Origin of the sequence: Streptomyces paludis (assembly GCF_003344965.1) — a bacterium.
Lineage (GTDB): Bacteria > Actinomycetota > Actinomycetes > Streptomycetales > Streptomycetaceae > Streptomyces > Streptomyces paludis.
The window spans coordinates 2,155,852-2,173,392 of sequence record NZ_CP031194.1; the positions used below are offsets into that span (position 1 = coordinate 2,155,852).

Annotated in this window: 13 protein-coding genes; 7 read left to right on the plus strand and 6 right to left on the minus strand. The window is 73.0% G+C overall.

Annotated features, from left to right (window positions below):
* Positions 1–144: 144 nt before the first annotated feature.
* Positions 145–1,173, plus strand: coding sequence for an aspartate-semialdehyde dehydrogenase (locus DVK44_RS09285; protein ID WP_114659226.1), 1,029 nt, complete (start codon positions 145–147; stop codon positions 1,171–1,173).
* 57 nt (positions 1,174–1,230) lie between these two features.
* On the opposite strand, the gene DVK44_RS09290 is transcribed toward DVK44_RS09285, so the two are convergent.
* The gene (locus DVK44_RS09290; RefSeq protein ID WP_114659227.1) at positions 1,231–2,442 is read right to left on the minus strand and encodes an MFS transporter; all 1,212 of its coding nucleotides are present in this window, start codon (positions 2,440–2,442) and stop codon (positions 1,231–1,233) included.
* A gap of 100 nt (positions 2,443–2,542) precedes the next feature.
* Here DVK44_RS09290 and DVK44_RS09295 point away from each other — a divergent pair, with 100 nt between their 5' ends.
* Positions 2,543–3,430, plus strand: a complete 888-nt coding sequence (locus tag DVK44_RS09295; protein WP_114659228.1) for a LysR family transcriptional regulator — start codon at positions 2,543–2,545, stop codon at positions 3,428–3,430.
* A gap of 80 nt (positions 3,431–3,510) precedes the next feature.
* Positions 3,511–6,087: an aminopeptidase N gene (gene pepN, locus DVK44_RS09300; protein WP_114659229.1), complete on the plus strand. Its 2,577-nt coding sequence runs from the start codon at positions 3,511–3,513 to the stop codon at positions 6,085–6,087.
* A 126-nt stretch (positions 6,088–6,213) separates the two neighbouring features.
* Here pepN and DVK44_RS09305 read toward each other — a convergent pair whose 3' ends face one another.
* Positions 6,214–7,524, minus strand: a complete 1,311-nt coding sequence (locus tag DVK44_RS09305) for an MFS transporter (protein WP_408055301.1) — start codon at positions 7,522–7,524, stop codon at positions 6,214–6,216.
* Between the two features lie 340 nt (positions 7,525–7,864).
* On the opposite strand from DVK44_RS09305, the gene DVK44_RS09310 reads away from it, so the two are divergent.
* Together DVK44_RS09310 and DVK44_RS09315 are read left to right on the plus strand one after the other, a co-directional pair.
* The gene (locus DVK44_RS09310; protein WP_114659230.1) at positions 7,865–8,299 is read left to right on the plus strand and encodes an RrF2 family transcriptional regulator; all 435 of its coding nucleotides are present in this window, start codon (positions 7,865–7,867) and stop codon (positions 8,297–8,299) included.
* Positions 8,300–8,437: 138 nt separating this feature from the next.
* Positions 8,438–9,619: a globin domain-containing protein gene (locus tag DVK44_RS09315; RefSeq protein WP_114659231.1), complete on the plus strand. Its 1,182-nt coding sequence runs from the start codon at positions 8,438–8,440 to the stop codon at positions 9,617–9,619.
* 54 nt (positions 9,620–9,673) lie between these two features.
* Here DVK44_RS09315 and DVK44_RS09320 read toward each other — a convergent pair whose 3' ends face one another.
* Complete coding sequence (locus tag DVK44_RS09320; protein WP_228447057.1) at positions 9,674–10,324, minus strand: acyl-CoA-like ligand-binding transcription factor; 651 nt, start codon at positions 10,322–10,324, stop codon at positions 9,674–9,676.
* A gap of 111 nt (positions 10,325–10,435) precedes the next feature.
* On the opposite strand from DVK44_RS09320, the gene DVK44_RS09325 reads away from it, so the two are divergent.
* Positions 10,436–11,296 carry an SDR family NAD(P)-dependent oxidoreductase gene (locus DVK44_RS09325; protein WP_114659233.1) on the plus strand — a complete coding sequence of 287 codons (861 nt, stop codon included), beginning with the start codon at positions 10,436–10,438 and terminating at the stop codon, positions 11,294–11,296.
* A gap of 28 nt (positions 11,297–11,324) precedes the next feature.
* Here DVK44_RS09325 and DVK44_RS09330 read toward each other — a convergent pair whose 3' ends face one another.
* The 3 genes from DVK44_RS09330 to DVK44_RS09340 form a co-directional block, all read right to left on the minus strand.
* The gene (locus DVK44_RS09330; RefSeq protein ID WP_114659234.1) at positions 11,325–11,561 is read right to left on the minus strand and encodes a hypothetical protein; all 237 of its coding nucleotides are present in this window, start codon (positions 11,559–11,561) and stop codon (positions 11,325–11,327) included.
* 66 nt (positions 11,562–11,627) lie between these two features.
* Positions 11,628–13,766, minus strand: coding sequence for a 4-alpha-glucanotransferase (gene malQ / locus DVK44_RS09335; protein WP_114659235.1), 2,139 nt, complete (start codon positions 13,764–13,766; stop codon positions 11,628–11,630).
* Positions 13,767–13,877: 111 nt separating this feature from the next.
* The gene (locus DVK44_RS09340) at positions 13,878–14,093 is read right to left on the minus strand and encodes a hypothetical protein (protein ID WP_114659236.1); all 216 of its coding nucleotides are present in this window, start codon (positions 14,091–14,093) and stop codon (positions 13,878–13,880) included.
* Positions 14,094–14,375: 282 nt separating this feature from the next.
* On the opposite strand from DVK44_RS09340, the gene DVK44_RS09345 reads away from it, so the two are divergent.
* Positions 14,376–17,513: a beta-N-acetylglucosaminidase domain-containing protein gene (locus DVK44_RS09345; protein WP_114659237.1), complete on the plus strand. Its 3,138-nt coding sequence runs from the start codon at positions 14,376–14,378 to the stop codon at positions 17,511–17,513.
* The last annotated feature ends 28 nt before the right edge of the window (positions 17,514–17,541 follow it).

Below are 17,541 nucleotides of genomic sequence, written 5' to 3' on the forward strand. Positions count from 1 at the left end.
GTTGAGCTGGGCGGGTGTCCGTACGAACGGGCACCCGCCCTTCGCCGTCCCGGCAGGCGGACAATGGATTGGCGAGCGGGCCTGAGCCGGACGCATGATGAGAAAACGCACGCACACCCCCCGCCCACCAGCTAAGGAGCCTCAGTGAAGGTCGGAATCGTCGGAGCCACCGGTCAGGTCGGCACGGTCATGCGCAGGATCCTGGCCGAGCGCGGCTTCCCCCTGGCCGAGCTGCGGCTCTTCGCGTCCGCCCGCTCCGCGGGCTCGGTCATCGAGTGGCAGGACCGGTCCATCACCGTCGAGGACGCGGCCGAGGCCGACTACTCCGGGCTGGACATCGTGCTCTTCTCGGCCGGCGGCGCCACCTCCCGCGCGCTCGCCGAGAAGGTCGCCGCCCAGGGCGCCGTCGTGATCGACAACTCCTCCGCCTGGCGGCGCGACCCCGAGGTCCCCCTCGTGGTGTCCGAGGTCAACCCGCACGCGATCGCGGACCGCCCCAAGGGCATCATCGCCAACCCGAACTGCACCACGATGGCCGCCATGCCCGTGCTGCGCCCGCTGCACACCGAGGCGGAGCTGACCGCGCTGGTCACCGCCACGTACCAGGCCGTGTCCGGCTCGGGTCTCTCCGGCGTGGCCGAGCTGCACGGCCAGGCGCTCAAGGTCGTCGCCGAGGCCGACCGCCTCACCCACGACGGCGCGGCCGTCGACTTCCCGGAGCCGGCCGTCTACCAGCGGCCCATCGCCTTCAACGTGATCCCGCTCGCGGGGAGCATCGTGGACGACGGCTCGTACGAGACCGACGAGGAGCAGAAGCTCCGCCACGAGTCGCGCAAGATCCTGGAGATCCCGGAGCTGAAGGTCTCCGGGACCTGTGTCCGGGTCCCGGTCTTCTCCGGCCACTCCCTCCAGATCAACGCCCGCTTCGCCCGCCCGATCAGCGTGGCGCGCGCGTACGAGCTGCTGAAGGACGCGCCGGGCGTGGAGCTGTCCGAGATCCCGACCCCGCTCCAGGCCGCGGGTCGGGACGCGTCGTACGTGGGCCGGATCAGGAACGACGAGACGGTGGAGAACGGTCTGGCCCTCTTCGTCTCGAACGACAACCTCCGCAAGGGCGCGGCGCTGAACGCGGTGCAGATCGCGGAGCTGGTGGCGGCGGAACTGAAGGGCTGAGGCCGCAGGTGGGGGGCCGGGGGGCCGTACGTACAAGAAGATCCGCTCGTACGGTCATCAGCCCGTACGGGCCCCCTCGCCCGCCCCCGCGGCCCGGCCGCCCCGGCCCCCGGTCAGCGCCCCCGCCCCCAGCGCGAGGGCCGCGAGCGTGCCGCCGAGCCAGAGCGCCCCGGCCGCCTCGAAGCGGTCGGCGGCCCGGCCCCCGGCCAGCGCGCCCAGGGCGATCGCCGCGTTGAAGACCCCGGCGAAGAGCGCGGAGCCCGCCTCGCGGTGCGCGGGTACGGCGGCCATCAGCCAGTTCTGGGCGCTGACCGAGACCCCGCCGTACGCCAGCCCCCAGACCATCAGCAGCGCCACCGAGGCCGGCAGCGAGCCACCGGCCGGGACGCTCAGCAGGACGGCCCCGGCGAGGACGGCGGAGACGGTCAGCAGCGCCCGGCGCGGGGTGCGGGCGGCGACCGCGCCGCCCACGAAGTTCCCGGCGACGCCCGCGACCCCGTACACGAGCAGCAGCCCGCTGACGGCCTCGGGCTGGATCGCCGGCACCCGCTCCAGTACGGGCCGTACGTAGGTGTACGCGGCGAAGTGCCCGGTGACCAGCAGGGCGACCACGATCAGCCCGGAGCGGAGTGCGGGGATCCGCAGCAGCCCGGCGATCTCGCCGAGGCCCACGGCACCGCGCGCGGGCAGCGGCGGCAGCAGGAGCGCGAGCAGCGCGGCGACCGCTAGGGCGAGCCCCGCCATCACGGCGAACGCCCAGCGCCAGCCGGCCAGGGCGCCCAGCAGCGTACCGGCCGGCACCCCGAGCACGGACGCCACGGCGATCCCGCTGAAGATCACGGCGGTCGCGCGCCCGGCGTGCGCGCCGTGCACGAGCCGGGCGCCGAGCCCCGCCGCGACCGCCCACACGCCCCCGATACAGACCCCGACCAGCGCCCGCGCCCCCAGGAGCACCCCGAAGGTCGGCGCGAGCGCGGCGAGCAGATTGGCGGCGGCCAGCAGCGCCAGCAGCGCGCAGAGCACGGTCCGCCGGTCCGCCCGGCGTACGGCGACGGGCAGCACGGGCGCGGCGAGGGCGGCGACCACCCCGGGCAGGGTGACGGTGAGCCCGGCCGTACCGTCGCTGAGGCGCAGCCCGTCACCGAGCGCGGTGAGCAGCCCGACCGGCAGCATCTCGGTGGTGACGACGGTGAAGGTGGCGACGGCGACGGCGAACACGGCGGGCGTCAACGCGCCCCGATCCGGAGGGCGTTCGATTATCTGTTCCATAGGTCCAGCCTTCGCCGGACAGGGGCCGGGAACAACGCCCAAGGACTCATGCTTCGATGAGCGGGGCTTATCGATGCAGGTGGGGCGAGAGGTGCGTGGCATGTCCGGGCTGGAGATCCGAGAACTGGAGTGCTTCCTGGTGCTGGCCGAGGAGCTGCACTTCGGCCGCGCGGGCGAGCGGCTGTATGTGTCGCAGAGCCGGGTGAGCCAGCTCTGCCGCTCGCTGGAGTCCCGGATCGGCGCCCGGCTGGTCGACCGTACGAGCCGCCGGGTGCGGCTGACCCCGCTCGGGGAACGTTTCCTCGCCGGTCTGCGGCCCGCGTACGACGCGCTGAGTGCCACGGTCGAGGAGGCCAGGACGGATGCCCGCGAGGTCGGCGGGCGGCTGCGGATCGGCTTCCAGGGGACGGCGGACGCCCGGCTGATGCGGACGATCGCCGCGTTCCAGGAGGCGCATCCGGGGTGTGTGACGGAGATCGTGGAGATCCCGTTCGCCGACCCGTTCGGCGCGGTGCGGCGCGGGGAGGTCGACACGGCGATCGTGCTGCTGCCGGTCGCGGAGCCCGATCTCGTGCTGGGCCCGCTCTTCTCCCGGCAGCGCCAGACGGTCGCCGTGTCGAAGCGCCATCCCTTCGCCTCCCGTACGTCCGTCACGGCGGCGGAGATCGCGCAGATCCCGCTGATCCCGGCGGCGCCGCCGGCCCCCGCCTACTGGCGCGAGGCCCATGCCCCGGCGCTCACCCCGGGCCCGCCGGTCCGCACCCTCCAGGAGGGCCTGACGCTGGTCGCCGCCGGCCGGGGCGCGATGCTGCTCTGCCGTCCGACGGCCGACTACCACGGCCGCCGGGACGTCGTCTTCGTCCCGGTCGACGGCGTCCCGGACTCCGTGCTCGGCATGGTCAGGCACCGCGACGGCGAGACGGCGCGGGTACGGGCCTTCGGGCACGCGCTCGACGCGGCGGACCGGGGGGTGCCGGAGCCCGCGTAATACCTCTCCGCCGCTCCTTCCCCGCGTGGAAGGATGAAGCCAGACGTCACAGACCGAGGACATACCGAGGAGATGACCGCGTGCCCGGCACCAATCTGACCCGCGAGGAAGCGCAGCAGCGGGCGAAGCTGCTCACCGTGGATTCGTACGAGATCGATCTCGACCTCTCCGGCGCTCAGGAGGGCGGCACCTTCCGGTCCGTGACCACCGTGCGCTTCAGCAGCGCGGAGGCGGGGGCGGAGACCTTTATCGATCTGGTGGCGCCCACGGTCCGCGAGGCCGTGCTCAACGGCGTCCCGCTGGACACCGCCGCCGTCTTCGCGGACTCGCGGATCGCGCTGGCCGGGCTGTACGCGGGCGACAACGAGCTGACGGTCACCGCGGACTGCGCGTACACCAACACCGGCGAGGGGCTGCACCGCTTCGTCGACCCGGTCGACCAGCAGGCTTATCTCTACACGCAGTTCGAGGTGCCGGACGCGCGGCGGGTCTTCGCCTCGTTCGAGCAGCCCGACCTGAAGGCGACGTTCCAGTTCACCGTGAAGGCCCCGGAGGGCTGGACCGTGGTCTCGAACTCACCGACGCCGGAGCCCAAGGACCACGTCTGGACCTTCGAGCCGACGCCGCGCATCTCGTCGTACATCACGGCGCTGATCGTGGGCCCGTACCACTCGGTGCACAGCTCGTACGAGAAGGACGGGCAGTCCGTGCCGCTCGGCATCTACTGCCGTCCCTCGCTGGCCGAGTACCTCGACTCGGACGCGATCTTCGAGGTCACGCGGCAGGGCTTCGACTGGTTCCAGGAGAAGTTCGCGTACGACTACCCCTTCGCCAAGTACGACCAGCTGTTCGTGCCGGAGTTCAACGCGGGCGCGATGGAGAACGCGGGCGCGGTGACCATCCGCGACCAGTACGTGTTCCGTTCGAAGGTGACGGACGCGGCGTACGAGACACGTGCCGAGACGATCCTGCACGAGCTGGCGCACATGTGGTTCGGCGACCTGGTCACCATGGAGTGGTGGAACGACCTCTGGCTGAACGAGTCGTTCGCCACGTACACCTCGATCGCGTGCCTGGCGTACGGCCCGGAGTCGCGCTGGCCGCACTCCTGGACGACGTTCGCGAACTCCATGAAGACCTGGGCGTACCGGCAGGACCAGCTGCCGTCGACGCATCCGATCATGGCCGAGATCCGCGACCTGGACGATGTGCTCGTCAACTTCGACGGCATCACGTACGCGAAGGGCGCTTCCGTACTGAAGCAGCTGGTCGCGTATGTCGGCCAGGACGAGTTCTTCAAGGGCGTACAGGCGTACTTCAAGGCGCACGCGTTCGGCAACACGCGCCTCTCCGACCTGCTGGGCGCGCTGGAGGAGACCTCCGGGCGTGACCTCAAGGCATGGTCGGCGGCGTGGCTGGAGACGGCCGGCATCAACATCCTGCGTCCGGAGATCGTGCTGGACGAAGCCGGCCACGTCACGTCCCTGGCGGTCCTCCAGGAGGCCCCGGCGCTCCCGGCGGGCGCGAAGGGCTCCCCCGTCCTGCGCCCGCACCGGATCGCGGTCGGCTGCTACGACCTCGACGCGGACGGCAAGCTCGTCCGTACGCACCGCATCGAGCTGGACGTGGACGGCGCGCGCACGGAGGTGCCGTTCCCCGCGGACACCCCGCGCCCGGCGGTCGTCCTGCTCAACGACGACGACCTGTCGTACGCGAAGGTCCGGCTGGACGAGGAGTCGCTGCGCGTCGTCACGGCGCACCTCGGCGACTTCGCCGAGTCGCTGCCGCGCGCGCTGTGCTGGGCCTCGGCGTGGGACATGACGCGCGACGGCGAGCTGGCCACGCGCGACTACCTGGAGCTGGTGCTCGCGGGCGTCGCCAAGGAGTCGGACATCGGCGTCGTGCAGTCGCTGCACCGCCAGGTCAAGCTGGCACTCGACCTGTACGCGGCGCCCGACTGGCGCGAGGCCGGCCTCACCCGCTGGACGGACGCCACCCTGGCGCATCTGCGGTCGGCCGAGCCGGCCGGCGACCACCAGCTCGCCTGGGCCCGCGCGTTCGCGGCGACGGCCCGTACCCCGCAGCAGCTGGACCTGCTCCAGGGCCTGCTGGACGGTACGGAGACGATCGAGGGCCTGGCCGTCGACACCGAGCTGCGCTGGGCGTTCGTCCAGCGGCTCGCGGCGGTGGGACTCCACGACGAGGACGAGATCAACGCCGAGTACGCCCGCGACCGCACCGCCGCGGGCGAACGCCACGCGGCGGCGGCCCGCTCGGCCCGCCCGCTGGCCGAGGCCAAGGCGGAGGCGTGGGCGGCCGTGGTCGAGAACGACAAGCTGCCCAACGCCCAGCAGGAAGCGGTGATCGGCGGCTTCGTCCAGACCGACCAGCGCGAACTGCTGGCCCCGTACACGGAGAAGTACTTCGCGGCGGTCGCCCACGTCTGGGAATCCCGCTCGCACGAAATGGCCCAGCAGATCGCGGTGGGCCTCTACCCGTCACTCCAGGTATCCCAGGCCACCCTGGACGCCACGGACACCTGGCTCGCGACAGCAGGCCCGAACGCGGCCCTGCGCCGCCTGATCTCGGAATCCCGCGCAGGCGTGGAAAGGGCCCTGCGAGCGCAGGAGGCCGACGCGCGGGCGGGAGCGGCGTAGCCGCCGGTCTGCGGTCCGTGGCCCGGGCCCGGCGACCACCTGCGGGTGATCGCCGGGCCCGGGCTCGGTGGTTATGGCGTGCCGCCTGATCTCCACGTTGTGGTCGCCGGCAAGGGACAAGCAGCCTCAGCCGTCGGTGGGCACCTCCCCCGGCCCCGGGAGCGCCCGCCCCAGGCGGCCGAGCGGGGACAGGGCCATCACCACTGGGGACAGCAGCATGCCCGCGGCCGTCACGAGGAGGCTCGTGCGCAGTCCCCAGGTCTCCGCGAGGAATCCGCCGAGCAGGGAGCCGAGTGGGGTCAGGCCCATGCCGACGAAGGTGATCGTGGCGGCGGCGCGGGCCTGGAGTGGGTCCGGGGTGATGGCCTGTCGGACGGCCATGACCGTGACGTTGACCAGTTGGCCGCCGGTTCCGAACAGGAAGCTGACCGCGAGGAGCGCGGGAACCGTTGCCGGGGAGGAGCCGGACAGCGCGGGTACGCACAGGAAGACGCCGTCGCCGAGTGCCGCCGCGGAGACGAGAACCGTGCCGTAGCCGAAGCGGCCCGGCAGCCGGGCGGCCAGCATCGAGCCCAGGAGCGCGCCCGGTCCCGTCGCCGCGAGTGCCAGGCCGACGGTGCTGGCCGACAGGTGCAGTTCCCTCGGCAGGAAGAGCAGGTAGACGGTCATCATGGCCGCGAAGGAGAACTGGAAGGCGCCCGAAGCGAGGCACACGGCCCGTAGCGCGCCCTCGCGGGCGACAAAGCGGAGGCCCTCGTGGATACGCCGCCAGACCCGAGGGGGGCGTCCGGAGCGGGCGGGGACGGATTCGGTCCGGCGGATGCGGCGGATCGACAGGAACGACAGCGCGAAGAACAGCGCGCCGGCGGCAGCGGCGACCGGCGCCGACAGCAGGGACACCAGCGCGCCGCCGAGGGCGGGACCGCCGATCTGGGCGGCGGACCGGCTGCCCTCCAGCGCGCTGTTGCCCCGTACCAACTGGTCACGTTCCACCAGCCGTACGAGAGAAGCCTGGTAGGCCACGTCGAAGAAGACGGACAGGGCCCCGACGGCGAAGGCGACCACGAACAGCGCGGGCAGCCCGAGCCACCCGAGGAGACCGGCCAGGGCGGCGCCGCCCAGTGCCATGGTCCGGCCGATGTCCGTCAGCACCATCACGGTGCGGGTCCGCCATCGGTCCACCCACGCGCCGACGAAGAGCGACAGCAACAGGATCGGCGCCTGCCCCACCGCGCGCAGGACGCCCAACTGGCCGGCACCGGCGTTGAGCGTCAGGACGGCGAAGAGCGGCAGAACCACCAGGCAGGCGTGTTCACCGAGTTGGGAGGCCGTCTGGCCCGCCCAGAGTTTACGGAAGTCGCCGTCCCGCCACAGGCTCGGCGGAATCGGCCGGCCGGATTCGGATACAGCGGCGGAGGAGGAGGGAGCGGGCTGCACGGGGTCCCCTGAGGTGACGGCAACGAGGCCCGGCCCCCGGCCACCCAGCAGGCGCGCCGACGGTTCGGGCAGGAGAAGGCTCGCTGTGCCGCACTGTCAAGGGCAGCACGCGATGACGGGCCGGTCACGGCCTACAACGTCAACGCGCGCTCGAACGACCGGGCATGTCTCTCGCTCCTCATGGGTCACTGGCTGCGCCCGGGACACTAACCCATGACGTACTGAGCGCGAAAGGCGATTTCCACGGCTGCGACGCGGCCATGGTTCCTGTGCTGTCGGCGCGAACCCCTCGCACCCCCTATAACTTGCATCCCCGATGCATATTATCTAACGTGACCGCATGCGCCTCACCAAGTCAACGGACCTGGCCCTGCGGGTCGTCATGGCGCTCGCGGTCACCGAGGAGAGCACCACCGCCCGCGAGGTCGCCGTCACGATGGCCGTTCCGTACTCCCATCTCGCCAAGGTCGTCGCCCGGCTCCAGCATTTGGGGCTGGTCGAGACCCGGCGGGGCCGGGGCGGCGGTCTGGAGATCACCGCGGCCGGCCGGCGGGCGTCGATCGGCGGGCTGGTGCGGGAGCTGGAGGGCGTCGGCGATGTCGTCGACTGTGAGGGGGACACCCCCTGCCCACTGAACGGCGACTGCCTGCTGAGGGGGGCGCTGCGCAGGGCGCAGGAGGCGTTCTACGCGTCCCTGGATCCGCTGACGGTCGAGAGCCTGACCAAGTCACCCACGGGTCCGGTGCTGATCGGGCTGATCGGCCGGAGGGGCTGAGCGGCGGAAGGCGCGGCTGACAGCCCGGGGGCCACGAACTGGAGATTCCGGTTGAAAGCACCAGTCCACGCACTTCACACCTTTAAATATGCATCTTGCAATCGCATTTCAAAGCCTTCACCCGTAAGGGGTTTCCCTGTGCTGACCGACACCTCCACCACCGTCGTCCGGGCCACCCTGCCCGCCGTGGGAGCCGCCCTGCCGCGGATCTCCGAGCGTTTCTACGCCCGGATGTTCGCCGACCACCCCGAGCTGCTCCGCGACCTGTTCAACCGGGCCAACCAGGCGTCCGGCGCCCAGCAGCAGGCTCTGGCCGGGGCGATCGCGGCCTTCGCGGGGGCGCTGCTCAACCAGCCCGGCCGGCGACCGGACGCGCTGCTCGGCCGTATCGCGCACAAACACGCCTCCCTGGGCATCAGCCCCGGCCAGTACGGGCTGGTCCACACCCATCTGCTGGCCGCGATCGCCGAGGTGCTCGGCGACGCGGTGACCGAGGAGGTCGCCGGGGCCTGGAGCGAGGTGTACTGGCTGATGGCCAACAGCCTCATCGCCATCGAGCGGCGTCTGTACGCGGAGCACGGCGTGCTGATGGGCGACACCTGGCGGCCGTGGACGGTGACCGGGCGCATCCGGGAGACCCCGGACGTCGTCACCTTCGTACTGAATCCGGCGGACAACGCCCCGGCGCCCGCCTTCCGGGCCGGCCAGTATGTCTCCGTACGGGTCGAACTGCCGGACGGGTCACGGCAGATACGTCAGTACAGCCTCTCCCGCGCGACCACCGGCGCCACGAGCCGCTTCATCACGGTCAAGCGCGTGGACGGCGAGGTCTCCGCCCAGTTGCACGACCGTACGGAACGGGGCGCCGTCATCGAGGTCTCCGCGCCGTACGGCGATGTCGTCGTCGAGGACACCTCGGTGCCCCTGCTGCTCGCCTCGGCGGGCATCGGCTGCACCCCCATGGTGGCGATGCTCGAAGAGCTGGGCGCCGCCCGGCACACCGGCCCGGTCACGGTTCTGCACGGGGACCGCTCGCCGGGCACCCACGCCCTGCGCGCCGACCACCGCGCGCTCGCGGGCAAACTCCCGGGGGCGCGCGTCCACTTCCGTTACGGCACCGGACCCGTCGACCACCCCGCCGACACCCTGGGCCGCGCCGACCTGACGGGCGTCCCCCTGGACCCCGGCCTGACCGCCTACCTCTGCGGCCCGCTCCCCTTCATGCGCGCCATCAGGACCCAGCTGCTGGCCCGGGGCATCCCGGCGGCCCGCATTCACTACGAGTCCTTCGGCCCGGACCTGTGGCACGGCCGCGACTGAGGCCCCGCCGACGCGCCACCCGACCGTACGCGGCCGGCTCCGCGAAACCCGGCCCTACTCCGGCCGCTCCGGCCGCTCCGGCCGCTCCGGCCGCTCCGGCCGCTCCGCCACGAACGCCACCCCCATCGCCCGGTCCAGGATCTCCGACAGCGCTCGCGGCCGGTCGCCCGCGGTCCACGCGGCCAGCGCGGCCTCGACGCAGCCCAGGGCCGCGGCGATCACCGCGTCGGCGCGCGGATCGGTGGGGTCGGCCGGGTCGGCTCCCAGGCGGCGGGCGATCTCGGGGCGGAGGAGTTCATGCCAGCGGGCGTTCTTCTCGCGGTGCAGGGCCGCCAGCGCCGGGGTGTTCACGATCAGGCGGGTGACGCGGCGGGTGTGCTCGTCGTGGCCCTCGTACTGGTCGATCAGCGGATTGAGCGCGCGCCGCATGGCGACCCACGGCGCCTCGTCGGCCGGGCGGGCGGCGAGCGCGTCCCGCAGGAACGTCCCGGCGTCGGCCGACGCACCGAAGAGGGCCTCCTCCTTGGAGCGGAAGTACCGGAAGAACGTGCTGCGGGAGATCTCGGCGGCCGCGCAGACGTCGTCGACCGTCGTCTCCTCGTAGCCCTGTTCGAGGATCAGATCCTGGACGGTCGCGGCCACTTCGGCACGCATGGCCTGCCGTGCTCGCTCTCGTGCGCCGTGCGCGGTCCGGTTCGTGCTCATCACTCCACGGTACTACAACTCAATAGTGGTACGGTGTCCCGCTAACGAGATGGTGTCCCTCGACAGAGGGCGACAGCGCTCGCCGGAGCGCGACAGAGGGAGTGATGAGCGGTGAGTGACGCCAAAGTGATCGTGGTCACGGGCGCCAGCGACGGCATCGGGGCGGCCGCGGCGCGGCAGTTACGCGCGGACGGGCATACGGTCGTCGTCGTGGGCCGCTCCGCCGAGAAGACGCGCGCCGTCGCCGCGGAGCTCGGGGCCAGCAGCTTCGTCGCCGACTTCACCCGCCTCGACGACGTGGAGCGGCTCGCCGCCGAACTCCGTACCGCCTACCCGCGGATCGACGTTCTCGCGAACAACGCCGGCGGGGTGTTCGGCACCCGGACGAAGACCGTGGACGGTTTCGAGAAGACGTTCCAGGTCAACCATCTCGCGCCGTTCCTGCTCACACGGCTGCTGCTGGACACGCTCGTCGCGTCGCGGGCGTCGGTGCTCCAGACCTCCAGCACGGTGCGGTTCACCAAGGAGATCCATCTGGACGACCTCGACCACGACCGCGACTACGACCCGGTCCACGCGTACGGCGCGTCGAAGCTGGAGAACATCCTGTTCACGACGGAGCTGCACCGGCGCCACCACGCCGACGGCCTCTCGGCGGCCTGCTTCTACCCGGGCAATGTCGTGACGAACTTCGCCTCCGACACCACCAGCCCGGTCATGCGCACGGTCCGGTTCCTCGCCACCAAACCGGTGATCGGGAGCATCCTGCTGTCCTCGCCCGAGCAGGGCGCGGACCAGATCGTGTGGCTCGCCGAAGGCACACCGGGGAAGGACTGGCGGTCAGGGGCCTACTACTACAAGCGTAAAGACGTACCGCCGAAGAACGCCCAGGCCGTCGACGCCGATCTCGCCCGCAGGCTGTGGGAACGCTCCGAGGAACTCCTCGCGGGACGGCTGCCCGCGTCGGCGTGACGGTGGGACGGCGTTGCGCGTCACACGATTACGCGTGTTCCTGCTCGCGGGACTTGTCCAGGAGGATGACCAGGCCGGTGATGACACCGAAGATCACCAACGGGGCCGCGACGAACAGACCCAGCGTCTCGGCGACACTCAGGCCCTGGCCCGGGTCGTCGCCGTCGTCGCGGGTGAGCGCGAGCGCCGGGGACGTCATGAGCAGCATCATCAGCGTCGTACCGGCCGTCAGGGCGCCGGCGCGCAGAGCGTTCTTCTTGTCCACGGTGCAAACGTAGCGAACGGCCCGGCACGGCGCGCGGGCGGGGTGCCGGGAACAGGGCCCAGCACGTCAGTGCGGGTGCAGTACGGACATCAGGCGGTGCAGGCGCGGGGAGGCCGCGAGCCGCTCCAGGGACATCGGGCGGCCGGCCGCGTCGGCGACCGGCAGCCGCCAGTTGGGGTACTGGTCCCAGGTGCCCGGGAGGTTCTGCGGGCGGCGGTCGCCGACCGTGTCAGGCAGCCAGACGCCGACCATCCGCGCCGGAGTGCGCAGCAGGAAGCGGTAGACCGCCCGGATGTCCTCCTCCTCGCTGTCGTCGCCCTCGGTGAGCAGCCCCAGCCGGGTGAGCGCGGCGAGCCACTCGGCGACCTCCGTACGGTCCTCCGCCTGCTCGCGCTCCAGCGGCCGGGTGAGCAGCCCCAGCCGGTGGCGCAGCTCGACGTGTTCGCCGGTGAGCCGCGCGGCGGTGGACGGCAGGTCGTGGGTGGTGGCGGTGGCCACGCAGCCGGGGCGCCAGGACTCGGGGGCGAGCGGCTGTCCCGTACCGTCCCAGTCGCGCTCGAACCACAGTACGGACGTGCCGAGGACCCCGCGCCGCGCCAGCGCCTCGCGCACGCCGGGCTCGACGGTGCCCAGGTCCTCCCCTATGACGACGGCGCCCGCGCGGTGCGCTTCGAGGGCGAGGACGGCGAGCATCGCCTCGGCGTCGTACCGTACGTACGTCCCACTGGTGGGCCGGTGGCCCTGGGGCACCCACCAGAGCCGGAACAGGCCCATCACATGGTCGATCCTGAGCGCTCCGCCGTGCCGCAGCAGACCCTGGAGCAGGCCGCGGAACGGCGCGTAGCCGGACGCGGCGAGGGCGTCGGGGCGCCACGGGGGCAGGCCCCAGTCCTGGCCGAGCGCGTTGAAGGCGTCGGGCGGCGCGCCGATCGACATGCCGGCGGCGAAGGCGTCGCGCTGCGCCCAGGCGTCGGCGCCGTCGGGGTGGACGCCGACCGCCAGGTCGTGGACGATCCCGACGGACATCCCGGCCTCCTGGGCGGCCCGGGAGGCGCCCGCGAGCTGTTCGTCCGTCAGCCAGGCGAGCCGGCAGTGGAAGTCGACACGGTCCTGGAGGCGCCCGCGGGCCGCCGCGGTCTCCTCGGAGCGCGGGTCGCGCAGCCCGGCGGGCCACTCGGACCAGCGCGGGCCGTGCACCTCGGCGAGCGCGTACCAGGTCGCGTGGTCCTCCAGCGCCGCGCCCCGGTCCGCGAGGAAGTCCCAGTAGCAGGCGAGCCGGCCGGGGGCGAGGGGCACGGCCGCGAGGATCTCCAGCGCGGCGCGCTTCAGCTCCCAGACGGCGTCCCGGTCGATCAAAGCGTCCTCTTCGAGGACGGAGGCGCGCAGCGCGGCGGCCCGCTCGACCAGCGCGTCGAGCCGCTCCCGGTCGGCGCCGCGCGCGTACGCGTACTCCGGCACGTCCTCGATCCGCAGATGGACCGGGTCGGGGAAGCGGCGGGAGGACGGACGGTACGGGGAGGGGTCGACCGGGGCGCCGGGGACTCCGGCGTGCAGCGGGTTGATCTGGACGAAACCGGCGCCGAGGGTACGGCCCGACCAGGCGGCGAGTTCGGCGAGGTCGGCGAGGTCGCCCATGCCCCAGGAGCGGGCGGAGAGCAGCGAGTAGAGCTGGACGAGGAAGCCGTGCGTACGGGCGGGAGGCGCGGGCACGCGCGCGGGGGCGCGTACGAGCGTGACGTCCTGGGCGCGGCCGTCGGGCGCCTCGGCGGCCAGCCGGTGGACACCGAGCGGCAGCCGCGCCCAGGCGGCCGGGTCGTCGTGCGCCGTACGGGGCAGCTCGATCGACTGGCCGCACTCGGTCTCGATGCGGAGCGTCGTGCCGGGCGCGAGGGCGGTCAGGGCGGGCGGCAGCGGGGGCGGTGGCGCCTCCTCGGCACCGGCGGCTTCCGTACCGGCGGTCTCCGTACCGGCGGCCTTCTCCGTACCGGCGGACCACAGGACGAGCGTCGGGGGCAGCAGACGGCTCGCGGCGGCGGACTCGGCGCGGCTCAGCGCGTCGCTCACGGCGGCGGGGGTGGACGCGTCGATGTCCAGGGCGGCGAGCACCCCGACGACCGTGTCGTCGGAGACCGGGACGGTGACGCCCGGGGAGGGTGAGTACGCGGTGGCGACACCGTGCAGCTCGGCGAGCCGGGCCAAGCCCATGCGGACTCCTGTTCAGGCGTTCAGCCGGTCGAGCGTTCAGCCGGTCGAGCGGTCGGTCGGTCGAGCGGTCAGTCGGTCACTCGGTCGGTCCAGCGGGCTCCTCCGTTCCCGTCAGACCTCCGGCGACTCCGTGCCGCCCGCCGTGCCGTGCGCCGTCGGCTCGCTGGTCAGCGGCGCGGTGTCCGCGAGCGGGGGCTCGCTGGTCAGCGGGGCCGCGTCGGCGAGCGGGGGCTCGCTGGTGAGAGGCCCCGTCCGCGGGGAGGGAACGGCGTCCGGAAGCGGTGCGGGTACGGAACCGGCTGCGGGTACGGATACGGATGCGGCCATGGTGGCGACTCCGGTGGACGGGGACGGGGAACAGGTCATCGCAGCCCTACCCAGCGGGCGTGGCCGCAGACGCGTACTGCCGGTAAACGTGTGCCGAGTCCTGATCTGTTCCCCGGACCGAGGTCGTCGCTCCTACCTATCACAACGGGCAAATCGGATACAACGGCCACGCGCATTGACACCTTCACCACGGGGGTGGTGGGCTCGTGCCCGCTCGGCCGGATCGCCTGGCTCCGACCAGGCAGCGCTGGCTCGACCAAGCAGCAGGAGGGGAGCCAGGCAATGCAGTTCGGGCACAGGAAGCGGACCGCGACCGCGGTCGCGGTGGCCGTGATCGGAGGGCTCCTCGGCGCCGCGCCCGGCGCGCTCGCCGCCCCCCGGGACCCGGGGACCCCGTCCGCGACGACCCCCGACACGCCCGACACCCCCGACCGCGCGGGGCAGTCGGACCTGCCCTCCGTCTGGCCCCGGCCGCAGACCGTCAAGGCTGCCGGGCGGAGCGTACGGCTCGGGGACGAGGTGACCGTCGTGGCGGGCGCCGGAGCCGACGCGTACGCCGTGGCGGAGCTGACGGACGTACTGCGCGCGGCCGGGGTCCGTACGGTCCGTTCCGCCGCCACCTCGGCCACTCCGCCCGGCTCCGAGCCGGTCATACTCGCCGGCGGCGCGGGCGCGCGCGACGCGTTGCGCGCCCTGCGCGCGCCCGCGCAGAGCGATCTGCCCGCGGGCGGCTACCGGATCGCCGTGGGCTCCGTCGACGGCCGGAGCACCATCGCCTTGGACGGCATCGGTGACGACGGCCTCTTCCACGCCACCCAGACCCTGCGCCAGCTGATCGTGCGGCAGGAAGCCAAGGCCGGCACCGACGAGAAGGACACCGCCGGCGAGTCCGTCGTCCCCGGAATCGCCGTACGCGACTGGCCCGGCACGGCCGTACGCGGCACGGCCGAGGGGTTCTACGGGCAGCCCTGGACCCATGCGCAGCGGCTGGCGCAGCTGGAGTTCATGGGGCGCACGAAGCAGAACCGCTTCCTGTACGCGCCCGGCGACGACCCGTACCGGCAGGCGCGCTGGCGCGATCCGTACCCCGCCGCGCAGCGCGCCGAGTTCCGCGAGCTGGCCGAGCGCGCCCGGCGCAATCATGTGACGCTCGCCTGGGCCGTCTCCCCCGCCCAGGCCATGTGCATGACCGCCGAGAGCGATGTCAGGGCGCTGACCCGCAAGATCGACGCGATGTGGGCGCTGGGCGTGCGCTCCTTCCAGCTCCAGTTCGAGGACGTCAGTTATACGGAGTGGCACTGCGCCCAGGACGCGAACACGTACGGCTCGGGGCCGGCCGCCGCCGCGCGGGCGCAGGCCGCGGTGGCGAACGCGGTGGCGGCGCATCTGGAGGAGCGGCACCCGGGCGCCGAGCCGCCGACCGTGATGCCGACCGAGTACTACCAGGACGGTGTGACGGAGTACCGCACGGCGCTCGCGGACGCGCTGCACGCGCCGGTGCGCGTGGCATGGACCGGGATCGGGGTCGTACCGCGCACGATCACCGGCCAGGAGCTGATGGGGGCGCGCGAGGCGTTTCAGCGCCCCCTGGTGACCATGGACAACTACCCGGTCAACGACTACGACCAGGGCCGGATCTTCCTCGGCCCGTACACCGGCCGGGAGCCGGCCGTCGCCACCGGTTCGGCCGCCCTGCTCGCCAACGCCATGGAGCAGCCGGTGGTGTCCCGTATCCCGCTGTTCACGGCGGCGGACTTCGCCTGGAATCCGCGCGGCTACGAGCCCCAGGAGTCCTGGCTGGCCGCGATCAACGATCTCGCGGGCAGCGACGCCAAGGCGCGCGAGGCGCTGCGCGCGCTCGCCGGGAACGACGCGTCGTCCATCCTCGACACCGCCGAGTCCACGTATCTGAAGCCGCTGCTGGCGGACTTCTGGCGGTCCCGTACGACGCCGGACGCGGCGGAGCGCGGCACGGCGGCGAAGCGGCTGCGGGCCGCGTTCACGGTGATGCGCGAGGCGCCGGAGCGGCTCGCCGAGGTGGCGGGCGGGCGGCTGGACGACGAGATCGGGCCGTGGCTGGACCAGCTCGCGCGCTACGGCGAGGCGGGCGAGCTGGCCATCGACGCGCTGCGCGCCCAGGACGGCGACGACGGCGAGGCCGCCTGGCGCCACTCGGTGGAGCTGGAGCCGCTGCGAGCGGCAGCGGCGGCGAGCCGGGTCACGGTCGGCAAGGGCGTCCTGGGGCCGTTCCTGGACCGGGCCGTCAAGGAGGCGGCGGGCTGGACGGGCGCGGACCGGGTCGCCGAGCAGAGCGTCACCAAGGACACCACCGGGGCGGGCCGGACGTACACCGTCAGTCTGGGCAGGCCCCGGCCCGTCGAGACCCTGAACACGATGACCGAGCCGGGCACGGGCGCGGGGGCGACCGTCGAGGCGCATGTCCCCGGGCGGGGCTGGCTGCCGGTGGGGAAACTTTCGGCGAGCGGCTGGACGGAGTCGGACGCGCGGGGGCTGCCGGTCGACGCGGTACGGATCGTCTGGGCCGGCGCGGCGGGTTCGGCGGCCCCGGCCGGCGGCGCCGCCGCGAAGGCCCCGTCCCTGCGGCGGGTCGTGCCCTGGTACGCGGACGATCCGGAGGCCCGGATCGATCTGGCGCGGGGGGAGACGATCGCGCAGATCGGCGGGAAGCCGGCGAAGGTCGACGCGCGCCTCGCCTCGCTGCGCTCCAAGCAGGTCAAGGGCGCGTTCACCGCGAAGGCGCCGTCCGGCATCCGGGTGAAGGTGCCCAAGGAGGCGACCGTGCCGCGTGGCTCCCGTACGAAGGTTCCCGTCGAGGTCAGCGTGCCCGAGGGCACCCCGTCGGGGACGTACGAGGTGCCGCTCGCCTTCGGTGGTGAGGAGCGCACTCTGACGGTGCGCGCCATCCCGCTCACCGGCGGCCCGGATCTCGCCCGTACCGCCACCGCCACGTCCTCCGGTGACGAGACCCCGGACTTCCCGGCCTCGGCGGTCACCGACGGCGACGCCGGGACGCGCTGGTCGTCACCGGCCGAGGACGGCGCCTGGGTGCAGCTGGAGCTGGCGGCGCCCGCGCGGGTCGGCCGGCTGGCGCTGCGCTGGCAGGACGCGTACGCGAGCCGCTACCGCGTCCAGGTCTCCGCCGACGGCCGCACCTGGCGTACGGAGGCGACGGTCACGGACGGCAGGGGCGGGCGCGAGGTGATCGGGATGGACGCGAAGGACGCGCGGTTCGTCCGGATCCAGGGCGACGAGCGCGCGACGCGCTTCGGCTACTCGCTGTTCTCGGTGGAGGCGTACGCGGTGGTGAAGCCGGCGGCGAAGGAATCGGCAAAGGAAGCGGCCAAGGAATCGGCCAAGGACGCCGCGAAGAAGCCGACGAAGGCGCCGGTCAAGCCGTAGCGGCGGAGGGGCGTCCGCGGACGTATCC